The following is a 16,068-nucleotide window of genomic DNA, read 5'->3' on the forward strand; positions in this document are numbered from 1 at the left end:
CTGACCTAATGGAAACCCTGAACTTATTGTTACTGTTCTACATAACTGTTGCGAAGTAATAGACTGTGCCCATCAACAAAACTAATACAAAAGGTTGAAATCACTACAATGAATGTCTATTTTATCATGTGAAAATGTGACCTGAATCCGGATGTTCTCGCCTGATAAAAGGAGTAACCGCTCAGCCAATAAGCCTTTTTTTGTGCGTTCCTTCAAGAAAAATTTAAGTTCGGATATTTATTGCAGGCAAAAAATAAAGGGCAATTTTGAATTCCTTACATTCCTGGCTATTGCACATCTGAATTTAACGCTCTATTATTAGCTCAACAAACCACCCCCAATATAAGTTTGAGATTACTACAATGAGCGAAGCACTTAAAATTCTGAACAACATCCGTACTCTTCGTGCGCAGGCAAGAGAATGTACCCTTGAGACGCTGGAAGAAATGCTGGAAAAATTAGAAGTTGTTGTTAACGAACGTCGTGAAGAAGAAAGCGCGGCAGCCGCTGAAGTTGAAGAGCGCACTCGTAAACTGCAACAATATCGTGAAATGCTGATTGCTGACGGTATTGATCCGAATGAACTGCTGAATAGCATGGCGGCGGTTAAATCCGGTACCAAAGCTAAACGTGCAGCGCGTCCGGCTAAATATAGCTACGTTGACGAAAACGGTGAAACTAAAACCTGGACTGGTCAGGGTCGTACTCCGGCAGTGATCAAGAAAGCAATGGAAGAGCAAGGTAAACAACTGGACGATTTCCTGATTAAGGAATAATCTGTAATCTCCTTGCTTAAAATCCCGCGCTCTGCGGGATTTTTTATGCCTGCAATCTGACGATTTCTCATCAAGCGTTGGTATAAAAAAACGGCGCTGGATGTCAGCGCCGTCTCAGTTCGTTAATTATAACGTCTGGTTACTTTTTAATACCCATCTCTTCTTCGAGCCAGGCCTTAAATTCGCTACCAAGCGAATTATGTCGAATGCCATATTCCACAAACGCCTGCATATAACCTAATTTATTGCCGCAGTCGTGGCTCTTTCCTTTCATATGGTAGGCTTCAACAGTCTCTTTTTCGATCAGCATGTCAATCGCGTCGGTCAACTGAATTTCGTCACCCGCGCCTGGAGGGGTTTTCGCCAGCAGAGGCCAGATGTCCGCGCTCAACACGTAGCGGCCAACAATCGCCAGGTTTGACGGGGCGACATCGGCTTTCGGTTTCTCCACAACGCCCACCATTGGCACGCTCTCACCTGGTGCCAGCGGTACGCCTTTACAGTCAACCACACCGTATGCGGTCACATCCGCGACCGGTTCAACCATAATCTGGCTATTTCCGGTTTCATCAAATCGACGGATCATTTCAGCCAGATTATCCTGGGATAAATCGGACTCAAACTCATCAAGAATAACGTCAGGCAAAATAACCGCGACAGGTTCATTACCAACCACGGGATGGGCGCACAATACCGCATGGCCCAGGCCTTTTGCCAGCCCCTGACGAACCTGCATTATCGTGACGTGTGGCGGACAAATAGACTGAACTTCTTCGAGTAGCTGGCGCTTAACGCGTTTTTCCAGCATCGCTTCCAGTTCGAAACTGGTATCGAAGTGGTTTTCGATCGAATTTTTCGAGGAGTGCGTCACCAGTACAATTTCAGTGATGCCCGCAGCAATACACTCGTTTACGACATACTGAATTAATGGCTTATCAACCAGCGGCAACATCTCTTTCGGGATCGCTTTCGTCGCCGGTAACATCCTGGTTCCTAATCCCGCTACCGGGATAACGGCTTTTTTGACTTTCGTGTTAATGGCAGCCATTTAAATTCTCCTGGACTGTTCATGTATTGAACGTGTTCATCAATCTGTATCGCATCGAGTATATCAGGACTGATACAAGCCTCAGGTCCGAAAAGGATGCGTGTTCGTATAATTAAGATAAATACGTATAAGACTGGCGCAGATAGTAACACCCGCAGAGAAAGGCAGATACGTCAATTTGCATCCGCCCTCTCGATTGTTCATTCCGCAGACAACATAAGACGTAGCCGACCTCCTGCCCCCCAAATTTGACACTGCCAGGCGTCGCAGCGTTGGCTAATTTGGTTAAGGTAAGTATTACCCAACGTTCCCAGTGGAACGCCGTTACTGATCTGCACATTATGCAATCCGGTATTTAATGTCGCATTGAGTCCGGCAGAAACCAGAATCAGATTTTTAAGCTCACTGTGATAATAGCCAACTAATAGCGGAAACTGTCCGGGTAAATTGGCCTGGCGAAGCAGATGGTTGACCTGTTTCAATAATGCCCCCAGTTCCGGCAGACGCTGATTCTGATGTGCAAGTTGATCCTGTAACAGACCATTAAATAACGCCCGCAGGAGTAACGCCGCCAGCACACCGTTGTCGCCAGCCCGGGTAACGTCCAGACAATAAAATGCGAGATCGTTATCCGAAAGTGGCGCGATATCCAGCACCAGTCCAGGCTTATCCGCCGAAACCAGTTGTCGGTAATTGACCCGGCAATGCGAAATAATCTGCTGCACCGGAGGCTGAAGTTCCTGAAGTAATTTTGCCGCGGCGGCAGGATTATCCACCATCGCATCCCAGTCGCGAAACAGGCGCTCTTCTTCTTCAACCCGGGAATTAAACATATTCGGATACAGGCAGGCAAACACCGTTTCCCGCAGCCGGGTCAGGTCTTTCACCGGCTTCAGCAGGACGTCATCTACGCCAAGACGTAAAGCTTTGGCAATATCCGCCATATTTTCTGTCGCCGAGATCACCAGAATCGGCGTCTGGTCACCGCGATTACGCAAATGCTCCACCAGACTGAGGCCGTTCATTCTTGGCATTGCAAGATCGCAAATCATGAGATCGGGTGTGAAATCAGCTAAACGGTCCAGTGCTTCTATGCCATCGGCCGCCAGTGCTGTTGTCGCTCCCAAAGAGGAAAACCACGAATCCAGAAGCGAGCGGAAAACCGGCTCGTCCTCAACGATTAGAATCTGTTTTCCGACCAATGGCTGCGTCATGTTCTCTCCCCTGACTGGCTTTACTCAATAGTGGCATGCTATTGCCACACACGCCTGTCAGAATATGCTTAAGTGTAGTTAAAAATGGTGCGTCAAACGCCGGCACGCACCAGAGGTAAAAGCTCGTCCATCTTTTTCTCTACCGCTAATCGCCCTGCTTCTATGGCAGAGCTGGCGCGATGAAAATCCAGGGTGGAGATTTGTGGACAGAACGGTTGAATTAAGATATCCGGCGGGTCGCCCGCCATGCGATTACGCTTGAGACGATTTTCCAGCACCTGAATCGAGGTGGTCATGATTTCCATCGCGGTTGGCGCTGTCACCACACGGCGGGCGGTAATATTGCCCAGCCGTTCTTTCAGGCGCGCATGCCAGGAAAGTCCGTCATTATCTCCCTCCGGGCTGTCATCGCTGACATTCAATGACAACAGATCCTGTTGCATCAAATGCGCGTCGTGTTGCAGATCGACGGCAATCACAATATCCGCGCCCAGCGCGCGGGTCAGTGAGATGGGAACCGGATTAACGACGCCGCCGTCCACCAGCCAGTAGCCATTGTGAGCGACGGGCGACATCAGGCCGGGAATACTACAGGATGCGCGAACGGCAAGATGGAGATCGCCCTCCGTAAACCATAATTCACGCCCCGTGCTGAGATTGGTCGCCACCGTCGCAAACCGACGGCTGCACTGTTCAATTTCAGCCACGGGCATGACGTTGCGATATTGATTAAAGACGCGCTCGCCGCGCAACAGTCCGCCCCGACGCCAGGAGAGATCCATCAGACGCAGGACATCCCAATAGCTGAATGAACAGACCCACTCTTCAAGCGCGGGCAATTTGTTACAGGCGTAGGCGGCACCAACCAGCGAACCGATGGAGCACCCAGCGACGATATCAACATCAATGCCCATGTGTTTGAGGGCTTTGATGACACCAATATGGGACCAGCCTCGCGCAGCACCTGAGCCCAGCGCCAGACCTATTTTCATTTTTCTCATTTGACCAACAAACTTCCCCTGGCTTACGGGCGTAGCAACATCTCCAACGCTCAGTTAACATAGTGCTACCCAGGCTTTTTTATACGCCGTTTTTTTATCAGGGAGTTTTTTGTGTCTCAGCTTTGTCCCTGTGGTAGCGCAGTCGAGTATAGCCTATGTTGCCACCGATATCTGTCTGGCGAGCAAGTCGCACCCGATCCATTGCACCTCATGCGTTCGCGCTACTGCGCTTTTGTGATGAAAGACGCAGATTATTTGATCAGGACCTGGCATTCGGCCTGTCACGCGGCCCGTTTCCGGGATGAGATCAGTGCCGGATTTGCCACAACTGAATGGCTGGGGCTGACCGTTTTCGAACACACCGTGTCTGAGGCGGACAACACCGGTTACGTCAGTTTTGTCGCCCGTTTTCGCGAACACGAAAAACCAGGGGCGATCATTGAACGTTCTCGTTTTTTAAAAGAAAACGGTCAGTGGTACTATATCGATGGTACACGCCCGCAATTTGGACGCAACGACCCCTGCCCTTGTGGCTCAGGTAAAAAATTTAAAAAATGCTGCGGCTAGTCAATTGCCCGACAGTATTCACTCAGCAAACATCATCAACAGGATTACCGCTGCAATGCATTCTTTACAACGAAAAGTGCTTCGTACCATCTGCCCTGACCAGAAGGGGCTTATCGCGCGTATTACGAATATTTGCTACAAACATGAACTGAATATCGTGCAGAACAATGAGTTTGTAGACCACCGCACCGGTCGTTTTTTCATGCGCACCGAACTGGAAGGCATTTTTAACGACGCCACGCTGCTGGCCGATCTGGATAGCGCCTTACCGGAAGGCTCCATTCGCGAGTTGAATCCTGCCGGGCGCCGTCGCGTGGTGATTCTGGTCACCAAAGAAGCGCATTGTCTGGGCGATCTGTTAATGAAAGCCAACTATGGCGGTCTGGATGTGGATATCGCCGCCGTGATTGGTAATCACGAAACGCTGCGTTCGCTGGTCGAGCGTTTTGAAATTCCTTTCGAGCTGGTCAGTCACGAAGGATTAACCCGTGAAGAGCACGATCAGAAGATGGCGGACGCGATTGACGCGCACCAACCGGATTACGTGGTGCTGGCGAAATATATGCGCGTGCTGACACCGGAGTTTGTGGCGCGCTTCCCGAACCAGATTATTAATATTCACCACTCGTTCCTGCCAGCGTTCATCGGCGCACGCCCTTACCACCAGGCTTATGAGCGCGGGGTGAAGATCATCGGCGCGACGGCGCACTACGTGAATGACAATCTGGACGAAGGTCCGATCATCATGCAGGACGTCATCCATGTGGATCACACCTACACGGCCGAAGACATGATGCGCGCCGGGCGCGACGTCGAAAAGAACGTTCTGAGCCGCGCGTTGTATCAGGTACTTGCCCAGCGCGTGTTTGTGTACGGCAACCGGACGATTATTCTTTAATCGACTGAGAAATGAATTGGTTAGCTTTTACGCCTTTACGGGTAAAAATCAGGCAACCAGTTTATTTTTCTCGCCGGAATGCTTTACAGGGGCGCATCATTTGATATGATGCGCCCCGCTTCCCGAAATGGAAGCAGGCCAGTAAAACGCATTACCCCGTGGTGGGGTTCCCGAGCGGCCAAAGGGAGCAGACTGTAAATCTGCCGTCATCGACTTCGAAGGTTCGAATCCTTCCCCCACCACCATTCACGCTGTAAGTTCTGACAATATATTTACCCCTGGTGGGGTTCCCGAGCGGCCAAAGGGAGCAGACTGTAAATCTGCCGTCATCGACTTCGAAGGTTCGAATCCTTCCCCCACCACCATCACTTCCCTGTTATCCCTTTGCCAAATCAATTGATGTTGCCCTGTATTCTGCCCATGCGGGGAAGGATGAGAAGCTTCGATTAAGGTTCGATTCGAGCGTAGCGAGAAAGCGTTGCCGCAGGCAACGACCCGAAGGGCGAGGCGCTACGCGCCGAGTAATCCTTCCCCCACCACCATCACTTCCCTGTTATCCCTTTGCCAAATCAATCGACGTTGCCCTGTATTCTGCCCATGCGGGGAATTTTCGATTCGAACGGCACCCAGCAAAACGCTACATCGGTGGCAATCTGCGCTTCACCGGCGAGCTTTTCACGATCGATGTATTACACTGCGCATGCTCGGAAAGTCCATCAAGCAAGGTATCGAGTTGATCGATGGTGCGCACCACCAGCCGGATAACGAAACAATCCTCGCCGGTCACTTTGTCGCTTTCAATACATTCGGGCATCGCCTGAATATATTTATCCACTTTATGAAGCAGGCCCGGTAAAGGCCGAACCCGTACCAGCGCCTGCAAGGTATATCCCAGCGCAGTCAGGTTTACCTGCGCGCCATATCCCTGAATGACGCCGCGCTCTTCCAGGCGTTTCACACGCTCAGCGGTACTCGGTGAAGTCAATCCTACCCGACCACTCAATACCTTTAATGACATCCGCGCATCTTCTACCAGACACGCTACTATCCGTCGGTCGATTTCATCAATAAGGTCATTCATCAATTTTTCCTGATAATAAAAAGTTATTCACGCATTTCACCTTATATCAACGCTGTAAAAGCGAACAGCCATTTTCGAAAATAGAGCCTTCAATCAGGAGGTGTGTGATGCGTGATCTTCAGCAAGGCGTCTGGCAAATGAGCCTGGCAATGGTGATTTCCGGTTCAATCGGCGCGTTTGTGTTACTTTCCGGCCTGCCGGTTACTGACGTGGTGTTCTGGCGCTGCCTGATTGGGGCTATCGCGCTATTTCTCTTTATCCGTCTCAGCAAACAACCGTTTAGCCCGCTGACCAGCGTCACGTTGGGGCTGGCAATCCTGGGCGGCATCGCGCTGGTCGTAAACTGGTTGCTGCTGTTTGCCGCCTACGAGCGCATCTCAATCGGTCTGTCGACCGTGGTGTATAACACCCAGCCCTTTATGCTGGTGATGATGGGAATGCTGATGGGCGAGCGAGTCAGTGCAGTAAAATGGGGCTGGCTGTTCCTCGCCTTTGGTGGCGTGGTCATTTTATTATCGGGTGAACTGACCGGAGGCCATCCTACAGCCTGGTTAACCGGTGTGGCCCTCGCACTTGGTGCAGCGTTCTTTTACGCCCTGACGGCAATTATTACCCGCAGACTGAGAAGCATCGCGCCACAGCATATTGCCTTTATTCAGGTGCTGACGGGGGTGGTCATGCTCTTGCCGCTGGCCCAGTTCCCGACGCTCACCCACGCATACCCGTGGGGTATCTTACTGACGCTGGGGATTGTTCATACCGGCATCATGTACCAGTTGCTGTACAGCGCCATTCAGAAATTGCCCACGCCTGTTACCGGTTCGTTATCCTTTATTTATCCGGTGGTGGCGATCGTCGTCGATAACGTGGTGTTTGGTCATTCACTTAACGCCACACAACTGACAGGCGGCGCGTTAATTCTGTTTGCGGCGGCAGGAAATAACCTCGGCTGGGGCGAAAAAAAACCCCGCGAATGCGAGGTTTCTGATAAAGCCACCCATCAGTGACGGGCGCGAACAATCTGGTATTTGCGCGTCAGATACTCCACGGGCGCGCTCCAGATGTGTACCAGACGGGAGAACGGGAACAGCAGGAACAGCGTCATCCCCAGTACCAGGTGCAGACGGAAGATAAACGCCACCCCCTCCAGATGCGCCGATGCCCCCCCGTGGAACGTCACCACAGACTGCGCCCATCCCACCAGTTTCATCATTTCGCTGCCGTCCATATGCTGGGCGGAGAACGGAATGGTCGACAGTCCCAGCGCACACTGGATCACCAGCAGCGAGAGGATCAGGATGTCTGCGCCGGTGGTGGTCGCCCGCACGCGTGGGCTAAACAGACGACGTTTGAGCAACAACACGCCGCCCACGAGACACATCAGGCCCGCCGCGCCGCCGCCAATCATTGCCATCTTCTGTTTCACTTCAATAGGCAGCCACGCTTCATACATCCAGTGCGGCGTCAGCATACCGAGGAAGTGACCGGCGAAGATCCCCAGAATCCCGAAGTGGAACAGGTTTGAGGCCATGTTCATCCCCTTGCGATCCAGCATCTGGCTGGACGCGGCGCGCCAGGTATACTGACCGTAGTCATAACGCAGCCAGCTACCAATCAGAAACACAGACCCGGCGATATACGGATAGATGTCAAAGAAGAACATATTCAGGAAGTGCATTATTGCTGTCCTCCGGTGGTGATATTCAGATATTGCGGCGCAACGGCTCCGGCAAAACGACGCTGGTGAGCGGAGATTTCAGACTCGCCGCAGCCCTGATCGGCAAAGAATTTCACCTGCTCTTCTTCCCAGACCGCATCGAGCGCTTGCGGCGTATCGTCGCGAACTTCATCGGCAATTTTTTCGGCAACTTTGTCTCTGTCGATCGCCGCATTCGCCAGCTTCAGCAGCAGATCGAACAGCACCGCATAGCGGCTTTCACGTTGTTGCAGACGCGCACTCAGTAGCGCCAGAATCGGGGCGATATCCTGCAACCCGCCCAGCGCCTCGCGCTTCGGCAACTGTGCCAGGTATTCCAGATACAGCGGCAGATGATCCGGCAATTCACGACTGTCGAGCTGTAAACCGTGCTGCTCGTACTGCGCCATCAGATCAACCATCGCCTGACCGCGGTCGCGTGACTCACCGTGGACATGTTCGAACAGCAATAGCGAGGTTGCCCGACCGCGGTCAAACAGTTCGCTGTAGTTGGCCTGCACATCCAGCATCTCCTGCGCGGTTAAATCGCGCAGGAAAACGCTGAGCGTATGCGCATCCTCTTTATCAAGATTTTCAGATGACGCGAGTGCATCGTACAGTTCCTGCTGATGCTGCCACAGGGCAGCATCCGGGTACTCGAGCAGACGCGAAACAATGACGAGTTCAATCATTGGTGCGGCTCCGTTTTGCTGGTCACATCGATGGCGTCAATGCGGCGGCTGTTGAACAGGTTGAATTTGGTGTCAGAACCGTGGCAACCGTCGCCGAAGGTAAAGCCACAACCGCTTTTCTCCGGGAACGCATCACGCGCCAGTTCACGATGGCTACTCGGTACGACAAAACGATCTTCGTAGTTGGCAATCGCTAGATAGCGGTACATCTCCTGCGCCTGTGCTTCGCTTAAGCCCACCTCTTCCAGCGCGCGGGTATCCACTTTACCGTCAACGGTTTCCGCACGTTTATAGTGACGCATCGCCAGCATCCGTTTCAGCGCCAGCAGCACCGGTTGGGTATCGCCTGCGGTGAGCAAGTTAGCAAGGTACTGAACCGGAATACGCAGGCTGTCGACGTCCGGCAGAATGCCGTTGCTGCCAAGCTCACCCGCATCCGCCGCCGACTGAATCGGGGACAGCGGCGGCACATACCATACCATCGGCAGCGTGCGATATTCCGGATGCAGCGGCAGTGCCAGCTTCCAGTCCATCGCCATTTTATAAACCGGCGACTGCTGTGCGGCATCAATCACGCTCAATGGAATACCGTCTTTCAGCGCCTGTTCGATGACCACCGGGTCGTTCGGATCGAGGAAGACATCCAGTTGGCGCTGATACAGATCTTTTTCGTGTTCGGTGCTCGCCGCGCTTTCAATCGCATCTGCGTCATACAGCAGTACGCCGAGATAACGAATACGGCCCACGCAGGTTTCGGAACAGACGGTTGGCTGGCCAGCTTCAATACGCGGATAACAGAAGATGCACTTCTCGGACTTCCCACTCTTCCAGTTGAAGTAGATCTTTTTGTACGGACAGCCGGTGATGCACATCCGCCAGCCGCGGCACTTATCCTGGTCGATCAGCACGATGCCGTCTTCTTCACGCTTGTAGATGGCGCCGCTCGGGCAGGTCGCCACACACGCCGGGTTGAGGCAGTGCTCGCACAGGCGCGGCAGATACATCATGAAGGTGTTTTCAAACTGACCGTACATCGCCTTCTGCATGTTTTCGAAGTTCTGGTCTTTGGCGCGTTTTTCAAATTCGCCACCCAGAATTTCTTCCCAGTTCGGACCGCTGGTGATTTTGTCCATCCGCTTGCCGGTAATCAGCGAGCGTGGACGGGCAATCGGCTGGTGCTTACTTTCCGGCGCGTTGTGCAGGTTCTGGTAGTCGTAGTCAAACGGCTCGTAATAGTCGTCAATTCCCGGCAGATGCGGGTTGGCGAAAATTTTACCGAGCAGCATCGCACGGTTCCCCATACGCGGCTGCAGTTTGCCGTTGATTTTACGGATCCAGCCGCCCTTCCATTTCTCCTGGTTTTCCCAGTCATTCGGGAAACCAACGCCAGGCTTGCTTTCCACGTTGTTGAACCAGGCGTATTCCATTCCTTCGCGGCTGGTCCAGACATTTTTACAGGTCACAGAACAGGTGTGGCAGCCGATGCACTTATCGAGATTCAGCACCATGCCGACTTGTGAACGAATTTTCATTTTACGCTCTCCTGTACCTGGTCATTGCCTTCGCCATCCAACCAGTTAATGTTCTTCATCTTACGTACCACAACAAATTCATCACGGTTTGAACCGACGGTACCGTAGTAGTTAAAGCCGTAGGCCAGTTGCGCATAGCCACCAATCATGTGAGTGGGTTTTGGCGTAATACGGGTCACTGAGTTGTGGATCCCGCCGCGCTGCTGGGTAATTTCAGACCCTGGCAGGTTCACGATACGTTCCTGGGCGTGGTACATCATGGTCATCCCGGCCGGAACACGCTGGCTTACCACCGCACGCGCCGTCAGGGCACCGTTACTGTTGAACACTTCGATCCAGTCGTTATCTTCAATGCCCAAATCTTTGGCGTCGGTTTCACTCATCCACACAATCGGGCCGCCGCGTGACAAGGTCAGCATCAGCAGGTTGTCGCTGTAGGTAGAGTGGATGCCCCATTTCTGGTGTGGCGTCAGGAAGTTGAGCGCTTTTTCCGGGTTACCGTTGGATTTCTCGCCCATCACTGATTTCACCGAACGGGTGTCGATAGGCGGACGGTAAACCAGCAGGCTTTCGCCGAAATCACGCATCCACTGGTGATCCTGATACAGCGACTGACGACCGGTCAGCGTACGCCACGGAATCAGCTCGTGTACGTTGGTGTAACCGGCGTTGTAAGAGACGTGTTCGTCTTCCAGACCGGACCACGTCGGGCTGGAGATGATCTTACGCGGCTGCGCCTGGATATCGCGGAAGCGGATTTTTTCCTCTTCTTTATTGGTCGCCAGATGCGTATGGTCGCGTCCGGTAAACTCGCTGAGCGCGGCCCAGGCTTTTACCGCCACGTGGCCATTCGTTTCCGGCGCCAGGGTCAGGATCATCTCTGCCGCGTCAATGGCGGTGTTGAGCATTGGTTGGCCTTTTGCCGGGCCGTCTGCCTTGGTGTAGTTAAGCTTACGCAGCAGGTCCATTTCGCTCTGAGTATTCCAGGCGATCCCTTTACCGCCGTTACCGATTTTCTCCATCAGCGGGCCGATCGAGGTGAACCGTTCATAAGTCGCCGGGTAATCGCGTTCAACGGTCATAATGTGCGGCGCGGTGACGCCCGGAATCAGATCGCATTCGCCTTTATTCCAGTCCTTCACGTCCAGCGGCTGCGCCAGTTCGGCGGCAGAATCGTGTTGAATCGGCAGCGTGACGACATCTGTCTCTTTCCCGAGATGCCCCACGCAGACTTCTGAGAATTTCTTCGCGATAGCCTTGTAGATTTCCCAGTCGCTTTTCGATTCCCAGGCCGGGTCAACGGCCGCAGACAGCGGATGAATAAACGGATGCATATCCGAGGTATTCATGTCGTCTTTTTCATACCAGGTAGCCGTTGGCAGCACGATGTCGGAGTACAAACAGGTACTCGACAGACGGAAGTCCAGCGTCACGACCAGGTCCAGCTTGCCGTCGAGACCGTTGTCCTGCCATTCCACTTCTTCCGGCTTCACGCCTCCCTGCTGACCCAGATCTTTCCCCTGGATCCCGTGTTCAGTTCCCAGCAGGTATTTCAGCATGTATTCATGCCCCTTACCGGACGAGCCCAGCAGGTTGGAGCGCCAGATGAACAGGTTGCGCGGATGGTTTTTCCCGTTCTCCGGCTGCTCGGCCGCGAAACGGATCGAACCTTCTTTCAGTGATTTGACGGTGTAATCCACCGGCGTCATCCCGGCTTTCTTCGCGTCTTCGGCGATAGTCAACGGGTTGGTACCAAGCTGCGGTGCGGACGGCAGCCAGCCCATGCGCTCAGCACGCACGTTGAAATCAATCAGATGACCGCTGTAGCGCGATTTATCCGCCAGTGGTGACAGCAGTTCCTGCGCGGTAACGGTCTCATAGCGCCACTGGCTGGAGTGGTTGTAGAAGTACGACGTACTGTTCATGTGACGTGCCGGACGCTGCCAGTCGAGGGCAAACGCCAGCGGCTGCCAGCCGGTCTGCGGACGCAGTTTTTCCTGGCCGACATAGTGCGCCCAGCCGCCGCCGCTCTGGCCGATACAGCCACAGAACACCAGCATGTTGATCAGACCACGATAGTTCATATCGAGGTGATACCAGTGGTTCAGACCGGCACCGACGATGATCATCGAACGGCCATGCGTCTTATCGGCGTTGTCGGCAAACTCACGCGCGATGCGGGTGATCTGTGCACGTGGTACGCCGGTAATCTGTTCTGCCCACGCCGGGGTATACGCTTTGATGTCGTCATAACTGGTGGCGCAGTTGGCATCGTTCAGACCGCGTTCCAGACCGTAGTTAGCCATCGTCAGGTCATAGACGGTGGTAACCAGCGCCGTTGTGCCGTCTGCCAGTTGCAGACGTTTAGCCGGCAGTTTGTGCAGCAACACGTTTTCCAGTTCGACTTTATTGAAGTGCTCGGTGCCTTCACCACCAAAGTACGGGAAGCCCACCTCGGCGATCTCGTCCTGGCTACCCAGCAGACTCAATTGCAGTTCTGTCTCGGCACCGGTCGTACCATCGCGCTGCTCGAGGTTCCATTTGCCTTTTTCACCCCAGCGGAAACCAATCGAGCCGTTCGGCGCAACCATGTCACCATTGTTGTTAATGGCAACGGTTTTCCATTGCGGATTATTTTCCTGGCCCAGCGCATCCACAAGGTCAGCAGCGCGCAGCATACGGCCCGCGGCATAGTAACCGTCACGCGCTTCCAGCATCACCAGCATCGGCATGTCGGTGTAGCGACGTACGTAGTCGGTAAAGTACTGGCTCGGATTGTCGAGATGGAATTCACGCAGCATGACGTGACCCATTGCCAACGCCATCGCCGCATCGGTGCCCTGCTTCGGCGCCAGCCAGAGGTCGCACAGCTTGGCGATTTCAGCGTAGTCCGGCGTTACCGCAACGGTTTTGGTGCCTTTATAACGGACTTCGGTAAAGAAGTGAGCATCCGGCGTACGGGTCTGCGGAACGTTAGATCCCCAGGCGATGATGTAGCTGGAGTTGTACCAGTCAGCGGATTCCGGCACGTCGGTCTGCTCACCCCAGGTCTGCGGAGATGCCGGTGGCAGGTCACAGTACCAGTCGTAGAAGCTCAGGCAGGTGCCGCCAATCAGGGAGAGATAACGCGCGCCGGACGCATAAGAAACCATCGACATCGCCGGGATCGGCGAGAAGCCCGCTACGCGGTCCGGGCCGTACGTTTTCACGGTATAGACGTTAGAAGCGGCAATCAGCTCATTCACTTCCTGCCAGGAGGAACGGACGAAACCACCGCGACCACGCGCTTGTTTAAAGCTTTTTGCTTTATCGGCGTCTTCGATGATGGACGCCCAGGCGTCAACCGGATCGCTGTGCAGTGTCTTCGCCTCACGCCACATCTTCATCAGACGTTTGCGCATCAGCGGGTATTTCAGTCGGTTAGCACTGTAGAGATACCAGGAGTAACTCGCACCACGCGGACAGCCACGAGGCTCGTGGTTTGGCATGTCCGGACGGGTACGTGGGTAGTCGGTTTGCTGGGTTTCCCAGGTCACCAGACCGTTTTTAACGTAGATTTTCCAGCTACATGAGCCGGTGCAGTTAACCCCGTGGGTTGAGCGCACAACTTTATCGTGCTGCCAACGCTGGCGATATCCATCCTCCCAGTCCCGGTTGGTTTCGAGAAGCTGGCCGTGCCCATTGGCAAAGGTTTCACCCTTCTGCTTGAAGTAGCGAAACCGGTCCAGGAATTTACTCATCGGTTCTCTCCTGTGGAGCCTGACGGCTCTCTGATAAATCGACATTGCTTGATTGAGAGCGAAGGTAACGCTCTGAAAGGTCGTGAGAATTGATAACGATCAAGGCATACAGGGATGAAAATGGAGGGTAATTTTTGAAATACCCCTTTCGGAGGATTGGGCATTTAACAATATCCATCTGTTTTTAAAGCTTATTTTTTCAATCGTATTTTCCGCAAATGTTAAATTCTTTACGAGCGGGTATTAAGGGGTATGCCCCTCTGGTTGACCTCTTTTCGCAACGAACTGACAGAACGACGTGACAATAAAACCAACAGTATGTTGTAACTAATTAGAGGCAAAAAAAAGCGCGGTCTAACGCCGCGCAATGGGGAATACATGACTGCTGTTTTTATTTTTTCGAATGTCGTCCGTATACCAACCAGGTGATAATCACACAGGCGATATAGAAGATCAGGAAGACTTTCATCGCGTCAACCGGTGAGCCGGTTAAGGCCAGCGAGGTACCAAACGCTTTCGGGATAAAGAAGCCGCCAATCGCGCCAATCGCAGAGATAAAGCCTAACGCTGCTGCCGTATCGGTCGCCGCTTCGCGCATCGCTTTCTCTTCAGAGCCGCCTTCCGCCTTCACGCGATCCATCGTCAGCTTACGGAAGATAACGGAGATCATCTGGAAGGTGGAGCCGCTACCCAGCCCGGCCGTCATAAACAAGGCAAGGAAGACCGCGAAGAAGGCGATGAAACTGCCGCCCGCGCCGTTGGTTGGTAAGGTCAGGAACAGCAGACCGCTGAAAATCGCCATCAGCACGAAGTTCACCAGCGTGACACGAGTCCCGCCTAATCGGTCAGAGATCGCCCCGCCCGCAGAACGCGCCAGCGCGCCAATCAGGGGACCAAAAAATGCATAATGCAGGATCTGAATCTCCGGAAACTGGGTCTTTGACAGCATCGCAAAACCTGCGGAAAACCCTATGAACGAGCCGAACGTCGCCAGATAAAGCAGGCTCATGATCCACAGATGACCGCGCTTGAGAACCGGCAATTGCTCCTTCAACGATGCTTTTGAGGTCGCCAGTTCGTTCATACCAAACCAGGCCGCCAGCGTGAAGAAGGCGAGGAACGGCACCCAGATCCATGCGGCATTCGCCAGATACAGTTGCGAACCATCCGGTTGCTCAACGCCGTGGCTGCCAAAGACAGCGAAGATCGACAGCGAGACCACCAGCGGCGCAACCAGTTGCATCACGCTGACGCCCATATTTCCCAGACCGCCGTTCAACCCAAGCGCACCGCCCTGCTTCTGCTTTGGAAAGAAGAAGCTGATGTTCGCCATACTGGAGGCAAAGTTTGCGCCGGCAAAGCCGCACAGCAGTGAAATCACGATAAAGGTACTGAACGGTGTGGACGTATCCTGCACCGCGAACCCTAACCAGACGCACGGGATAATCAGGATCCCGGTACTGAACGCGGTCCAGCGACGACCGCCGAAGACCGGTACCATAAAGGAGTAAGGCACACGTAATAACGCGCCAGAGACCGACGGTAACGCCGTCAGCATAAACAATTGTTCAGTGGTAAACGTGAAACCGACTTTCGGCAGATTCACCGCAACGGCACTGAATAACATCCAGACGCAAAACGCCAGCAGCAGACAGGGGACAGAAATCCACAGGTTGCGACTGGCGATACGATGACCTCGCTGTGCCCAGAATGCCGGATCTTCCGGCCGCCATTCTGTGATTACAGCTCCAGATGCCCTTTCGGGGGCGGATGAGTGACTCATAGACACCTCTGATACTCGATTCGATGCCTGAAACATTAGG

Annotated in this window: 13 protein-coding genes, 2 tRNA genes and 1 other RNA gene; 7 read left to right on the top strand and 9 right to left on the bottom strand. The window is 53.4% G+C overall.

Annotation, left to right across the window (positions count from 1 at the left end):
- Positions 1 to 362 precede the first annotated feature (362 nt).
- Positions 363 to 776, top strand: a complete 414-nt coding sequence (gene hns, locus AOY24_RS04950; protein WP_042318627.1) for a histone-like nucleoid-structuring protein H-NS — start codon at positions 363 to 365, stop codon at positions 774 to 776.
- 139 nt (positions 777 to 915) lie between these two features.
- Here the strand turns inward: hns and galU are convergent, their stop codons facing one another.
- The 3 genes from galU to rssA form a co-directional block, all read right to left on the bottom strand.
- The gene (gene galU / locus AOY24_RS04955) at positions 916 to 1,824 is read right to left on the bottom strand and encodes a UTP--glucose-1-phosphate uridylyltransferase GalU (protein ID WP_043000503.1); all 909 of its coding nucleotides are present in this window, start codon (positions 1,822 to 1,824) and stop codon (positions 916 to 918) included.
- Positions 1,825 to 2,024: 200 nt separating this feature from the next.
- A complete protein-coding gene (gene rssB / locus AOY24_RS04960) occupies positions 2,025 to 3,038 on the bottom strand; it encodes a two-component system response regulator RssB (protein ID WP_043000502.1) in 1,014 nt (337 codons plus the stop codon).
- A gap of 92 nt (positions 3,039 to 3,130) precedes the next feature.
- Positions 3,131 to 4,039 carry a patatin-like phospholipase RssA gene (gene rssA / locus AOY24_RS04965; protein WP_043000501.1) on the bottom strand — a complete coding sequence of 303 codons (909 nt, stop codon included), beginning with the start codon at positions 4,037 to 4,039 and terminating at the stop codon, positions 3,131 to 3,133.
- 111 nt (positions 4,040 to 4,150) lie between these two features.
- Here rssA and AOY24_RS04970 point away from each other — a divergent pair, with 111 nt between their 5' ends.
- The 5 genes from AOY24_RS04970 (at position 4,151) to AOY24_RS23520 (ending at position 6,046) form a co-directional block, all read left to right on the top strand.
- Positions 4,151 to 4,606 (top strand): YchJ family protein, encoded by a 456-nt coding sequence (locus AOY24_RS04970; protein WP_072185372.1) that lies wholly within the window; start codon positions 4,151 to 4,153, stop codon positions 4,604 to 4,606.
- 55 nt (positions 4,607 to 4,661) lie between these two features.
- Positions 4,662 to 5,504: a formyltetrahydrofolate deformylase gene (gene purU / locus AOY24_RS04975; protein WP_043000499.1), complete on the top strand. Its 843-nt coding sequence runs from the start codon at positions 4,662 to 4,664 to the stop codon at positions 5,502 to 5,504.
- 160 nt (positions 5,505 to 5,664) lie between these two features.
- Positions 5,665 to 5,749 (top strand) — tRNA-Tyr (locus tag AOY24_RS04980).
- Between the two features lie 35 nt (positions 5,750 to 5,784).
- A tRNA-Tyr gene (locus AOY24_RS04985) sits at positions 5,785 to 5,869 on the top strand.
- Between the two features lie 46 nt (positions 5,870 to 5,915).
- Positions 5,916 to 6,046: non-coding RNA, RtT sRNA (locus tag AOY24_RS23520), on the top strand.
- A 95-nt stretch (positions 6,047 to 6,141) separates the two neighbouring features.
- Here AOY24_RS23520 and AOY24_RS04990 read toward each other — a convergent pair.
- A complete protein-coding gene (locus AOY24_RS04990) occupies positions 6,142 to 6,585 on the bottom strand; it encodes an Lrp/AsnC family transcriptional regulator (protein WP_044257703.1) in 444 nt (147 codons plus the stop codon).
- Positions 6,586 to 6,692: 107 nt separating this feature from the next.
- Between AOY24_RS04990 and AOY24_RS04995 the strand changes: the two genes are divergently transcribed.
- On the top strand, positions 6,693 to 7,592 hold the full coding sequence (locus AOY24_RS04995; RefSeq protein WP_054176252.1) for a DMT family transporter: 900 nt from the start codon (positions 6,693 to 6,695) through the stop codon (positions 7,590 to 7,592).
- On the opposite strand, the gene narI is transcribed toward AOY24_RS04995, so the two are convergent.
- From narI to AOY24_RS05020, 5 genes are all read right to left on the bottom strand, one after another.
- On the bottom strand, positions 7,586 to 8,263 hold the full coding sequence (narI, locus tag AOY24_RS05000) for a respiratory nitrate reductase subunit gamma (protein ID WP_044257700.1): 678 nt from the start codon (positions 8,261 to 8,263) through the stop codon (positions 7,586 to 7,588). The two genes, AOY24_RS04995 and narI, sit on opposite strands and share 7 nt — an antisense overlap.
- Complete coding sequence (gene narJ, locus AOY24_RS05005) at positions 8,263 to 8,973, bottom strand: nitrate reductase molybdenum cofactor assembly chaperone (protein WP_054176253.1); 711 nt, start codon at positions 8,971 to 8,973, stop codon at positions 8,263 to 8,265. The genes narI and narJ overlap by 1 nt, the downstream gene beginning before the upstream one ends.
- Complete coding sequence (gene narH, locus AOY24_RS05010; protein ID WP_044257698.1) at positions 8,970 to 10,505, bottom strand: nitrate reductase subunit beta; 1,536 nt, start codon at positions 10,503 to 10,505, stop codon at positions 8,970 to 8,972. The genes narJ and narH overlap by 4 nt, the downstream gene beginning before the upstream one ends.
- Positions 10,502 to 14,245, bottom strand: coding sequence for a nitrate reductase subunit alpha (locus AOY24_RS05015; RefSeq protein ID WP_054176254.1), 3,744 nt, complete (start codon positions 14,243 to 14,245; stop codon positions 10,502 to 10,504). The genes narH and AOY24_RS05015 overlap by 4 nt, the downstream gene beginning before the upstream one ends.
- A gap of 391 nt (positions 14,246 to 14,636) precedes the next feature.
- The gene (locus AOY24_RS05020; protein ID WP_054176255.1) at positions 14,637 to 16,028 is read right to left on the bottom strand and encodes a NarK family nitrate/nitrite MFS transporter; all 1,392 of its coding nucleotides are present in this window, start codon (positions 16,026 to 16,028) and stop codon (positions 14,637 to 14,639) included.
- Between the last annotated feature and the right edge of the window lie 40 nt (positions 16,029 to 16,068).

This window comes from Citrobacter sp. CtB7.12, from assembly GCF_001297795.1.
Classification (GTDB): Bacteria; Pseudomonadota; Gammaproteobacteria; order Enterobacterales; family Enterobacteriaceae; genus Citrobacter_A; species Citrobacter_A amalonaticus.

Coding starts and splice junctions, on each gene's coding strand:
- rssA (WP_043000501.1), bottom strand. CDS start 4,039: ATGAGAAAAATGAAAATAGGTCTGGCGCTGGGCTCAGGTGCTGCGCGA.
- narJ (WP_054176253.1), bottom strand. CDS start 8,973: ATGATTGAACTCGTCATTGTTTCGCGTCTGCTCGAGTACCCGGATGCT.
- AOY24_RS04995 (WP_054176252.1), top strand. CDS start 6,693: ATGCGTGATCTTCAGCAAGGCGTCTGGCAAATGAGCCTGGCAATGGTG.
- galU (WP_043000503.1), bottom strand. CDS start 1,824: ATGGCTGCCATTAACACGAAAGTCAAAAAAGCCGTTATCCCGGTAGCG.
- AOY24_RS04990 (WP_044257703.1), bottom strand. CDS start 6,585: ATGAATGACCTTATTGATGAAATCGACCGACGGATAGTAGCGTGTCTG.
- AOY24_RS05015 (WP_054176254.1), bottom strand. CDS start 14,245: ATGAGTAAATTCCTGGACCGGTTTCGCTACTTCAAGCAGAAGGGTGAA.
- narH (WP_044257698.1), bottom strand. CDS start 10,505: ATGAAAATTCGTTCACAAGTCGGCATGGTGCTGAATCTCGATAAGTGC.
- AOY24_RS05020 (WP_054176255.1), bottom strand. CDS start 16,028: ATGAGTCACTCATCCGCCCCCGAAAGGGCATCTGGAGCTGTAATCACA.
- narI (WP_044257700.1), bottom strand. CDS start 8,263: ATGCACTTCCTGAATATGTTCTTCTTTGACATCTATCCGTATATCGCC.
- rssB (WP_043000502.1), bottom strand. CDS start 3,038: ATGACGCAGCCATTGGTCGGAAAACAGATTCTAATCGTTGAGGACGAG.
- hns (WP_042318627.1), top strand. CDS start 363: ATGAGCGAAGCACTTAAAATTCTGAACAACATCCGTACTCTTCGTGCG.
- purU (WP_043000499.1), top strand. CDS start 4,662: ATGCATTCTTTACAACGAAAAGTGCTTCGTACCATCTGCCCTGACCAG.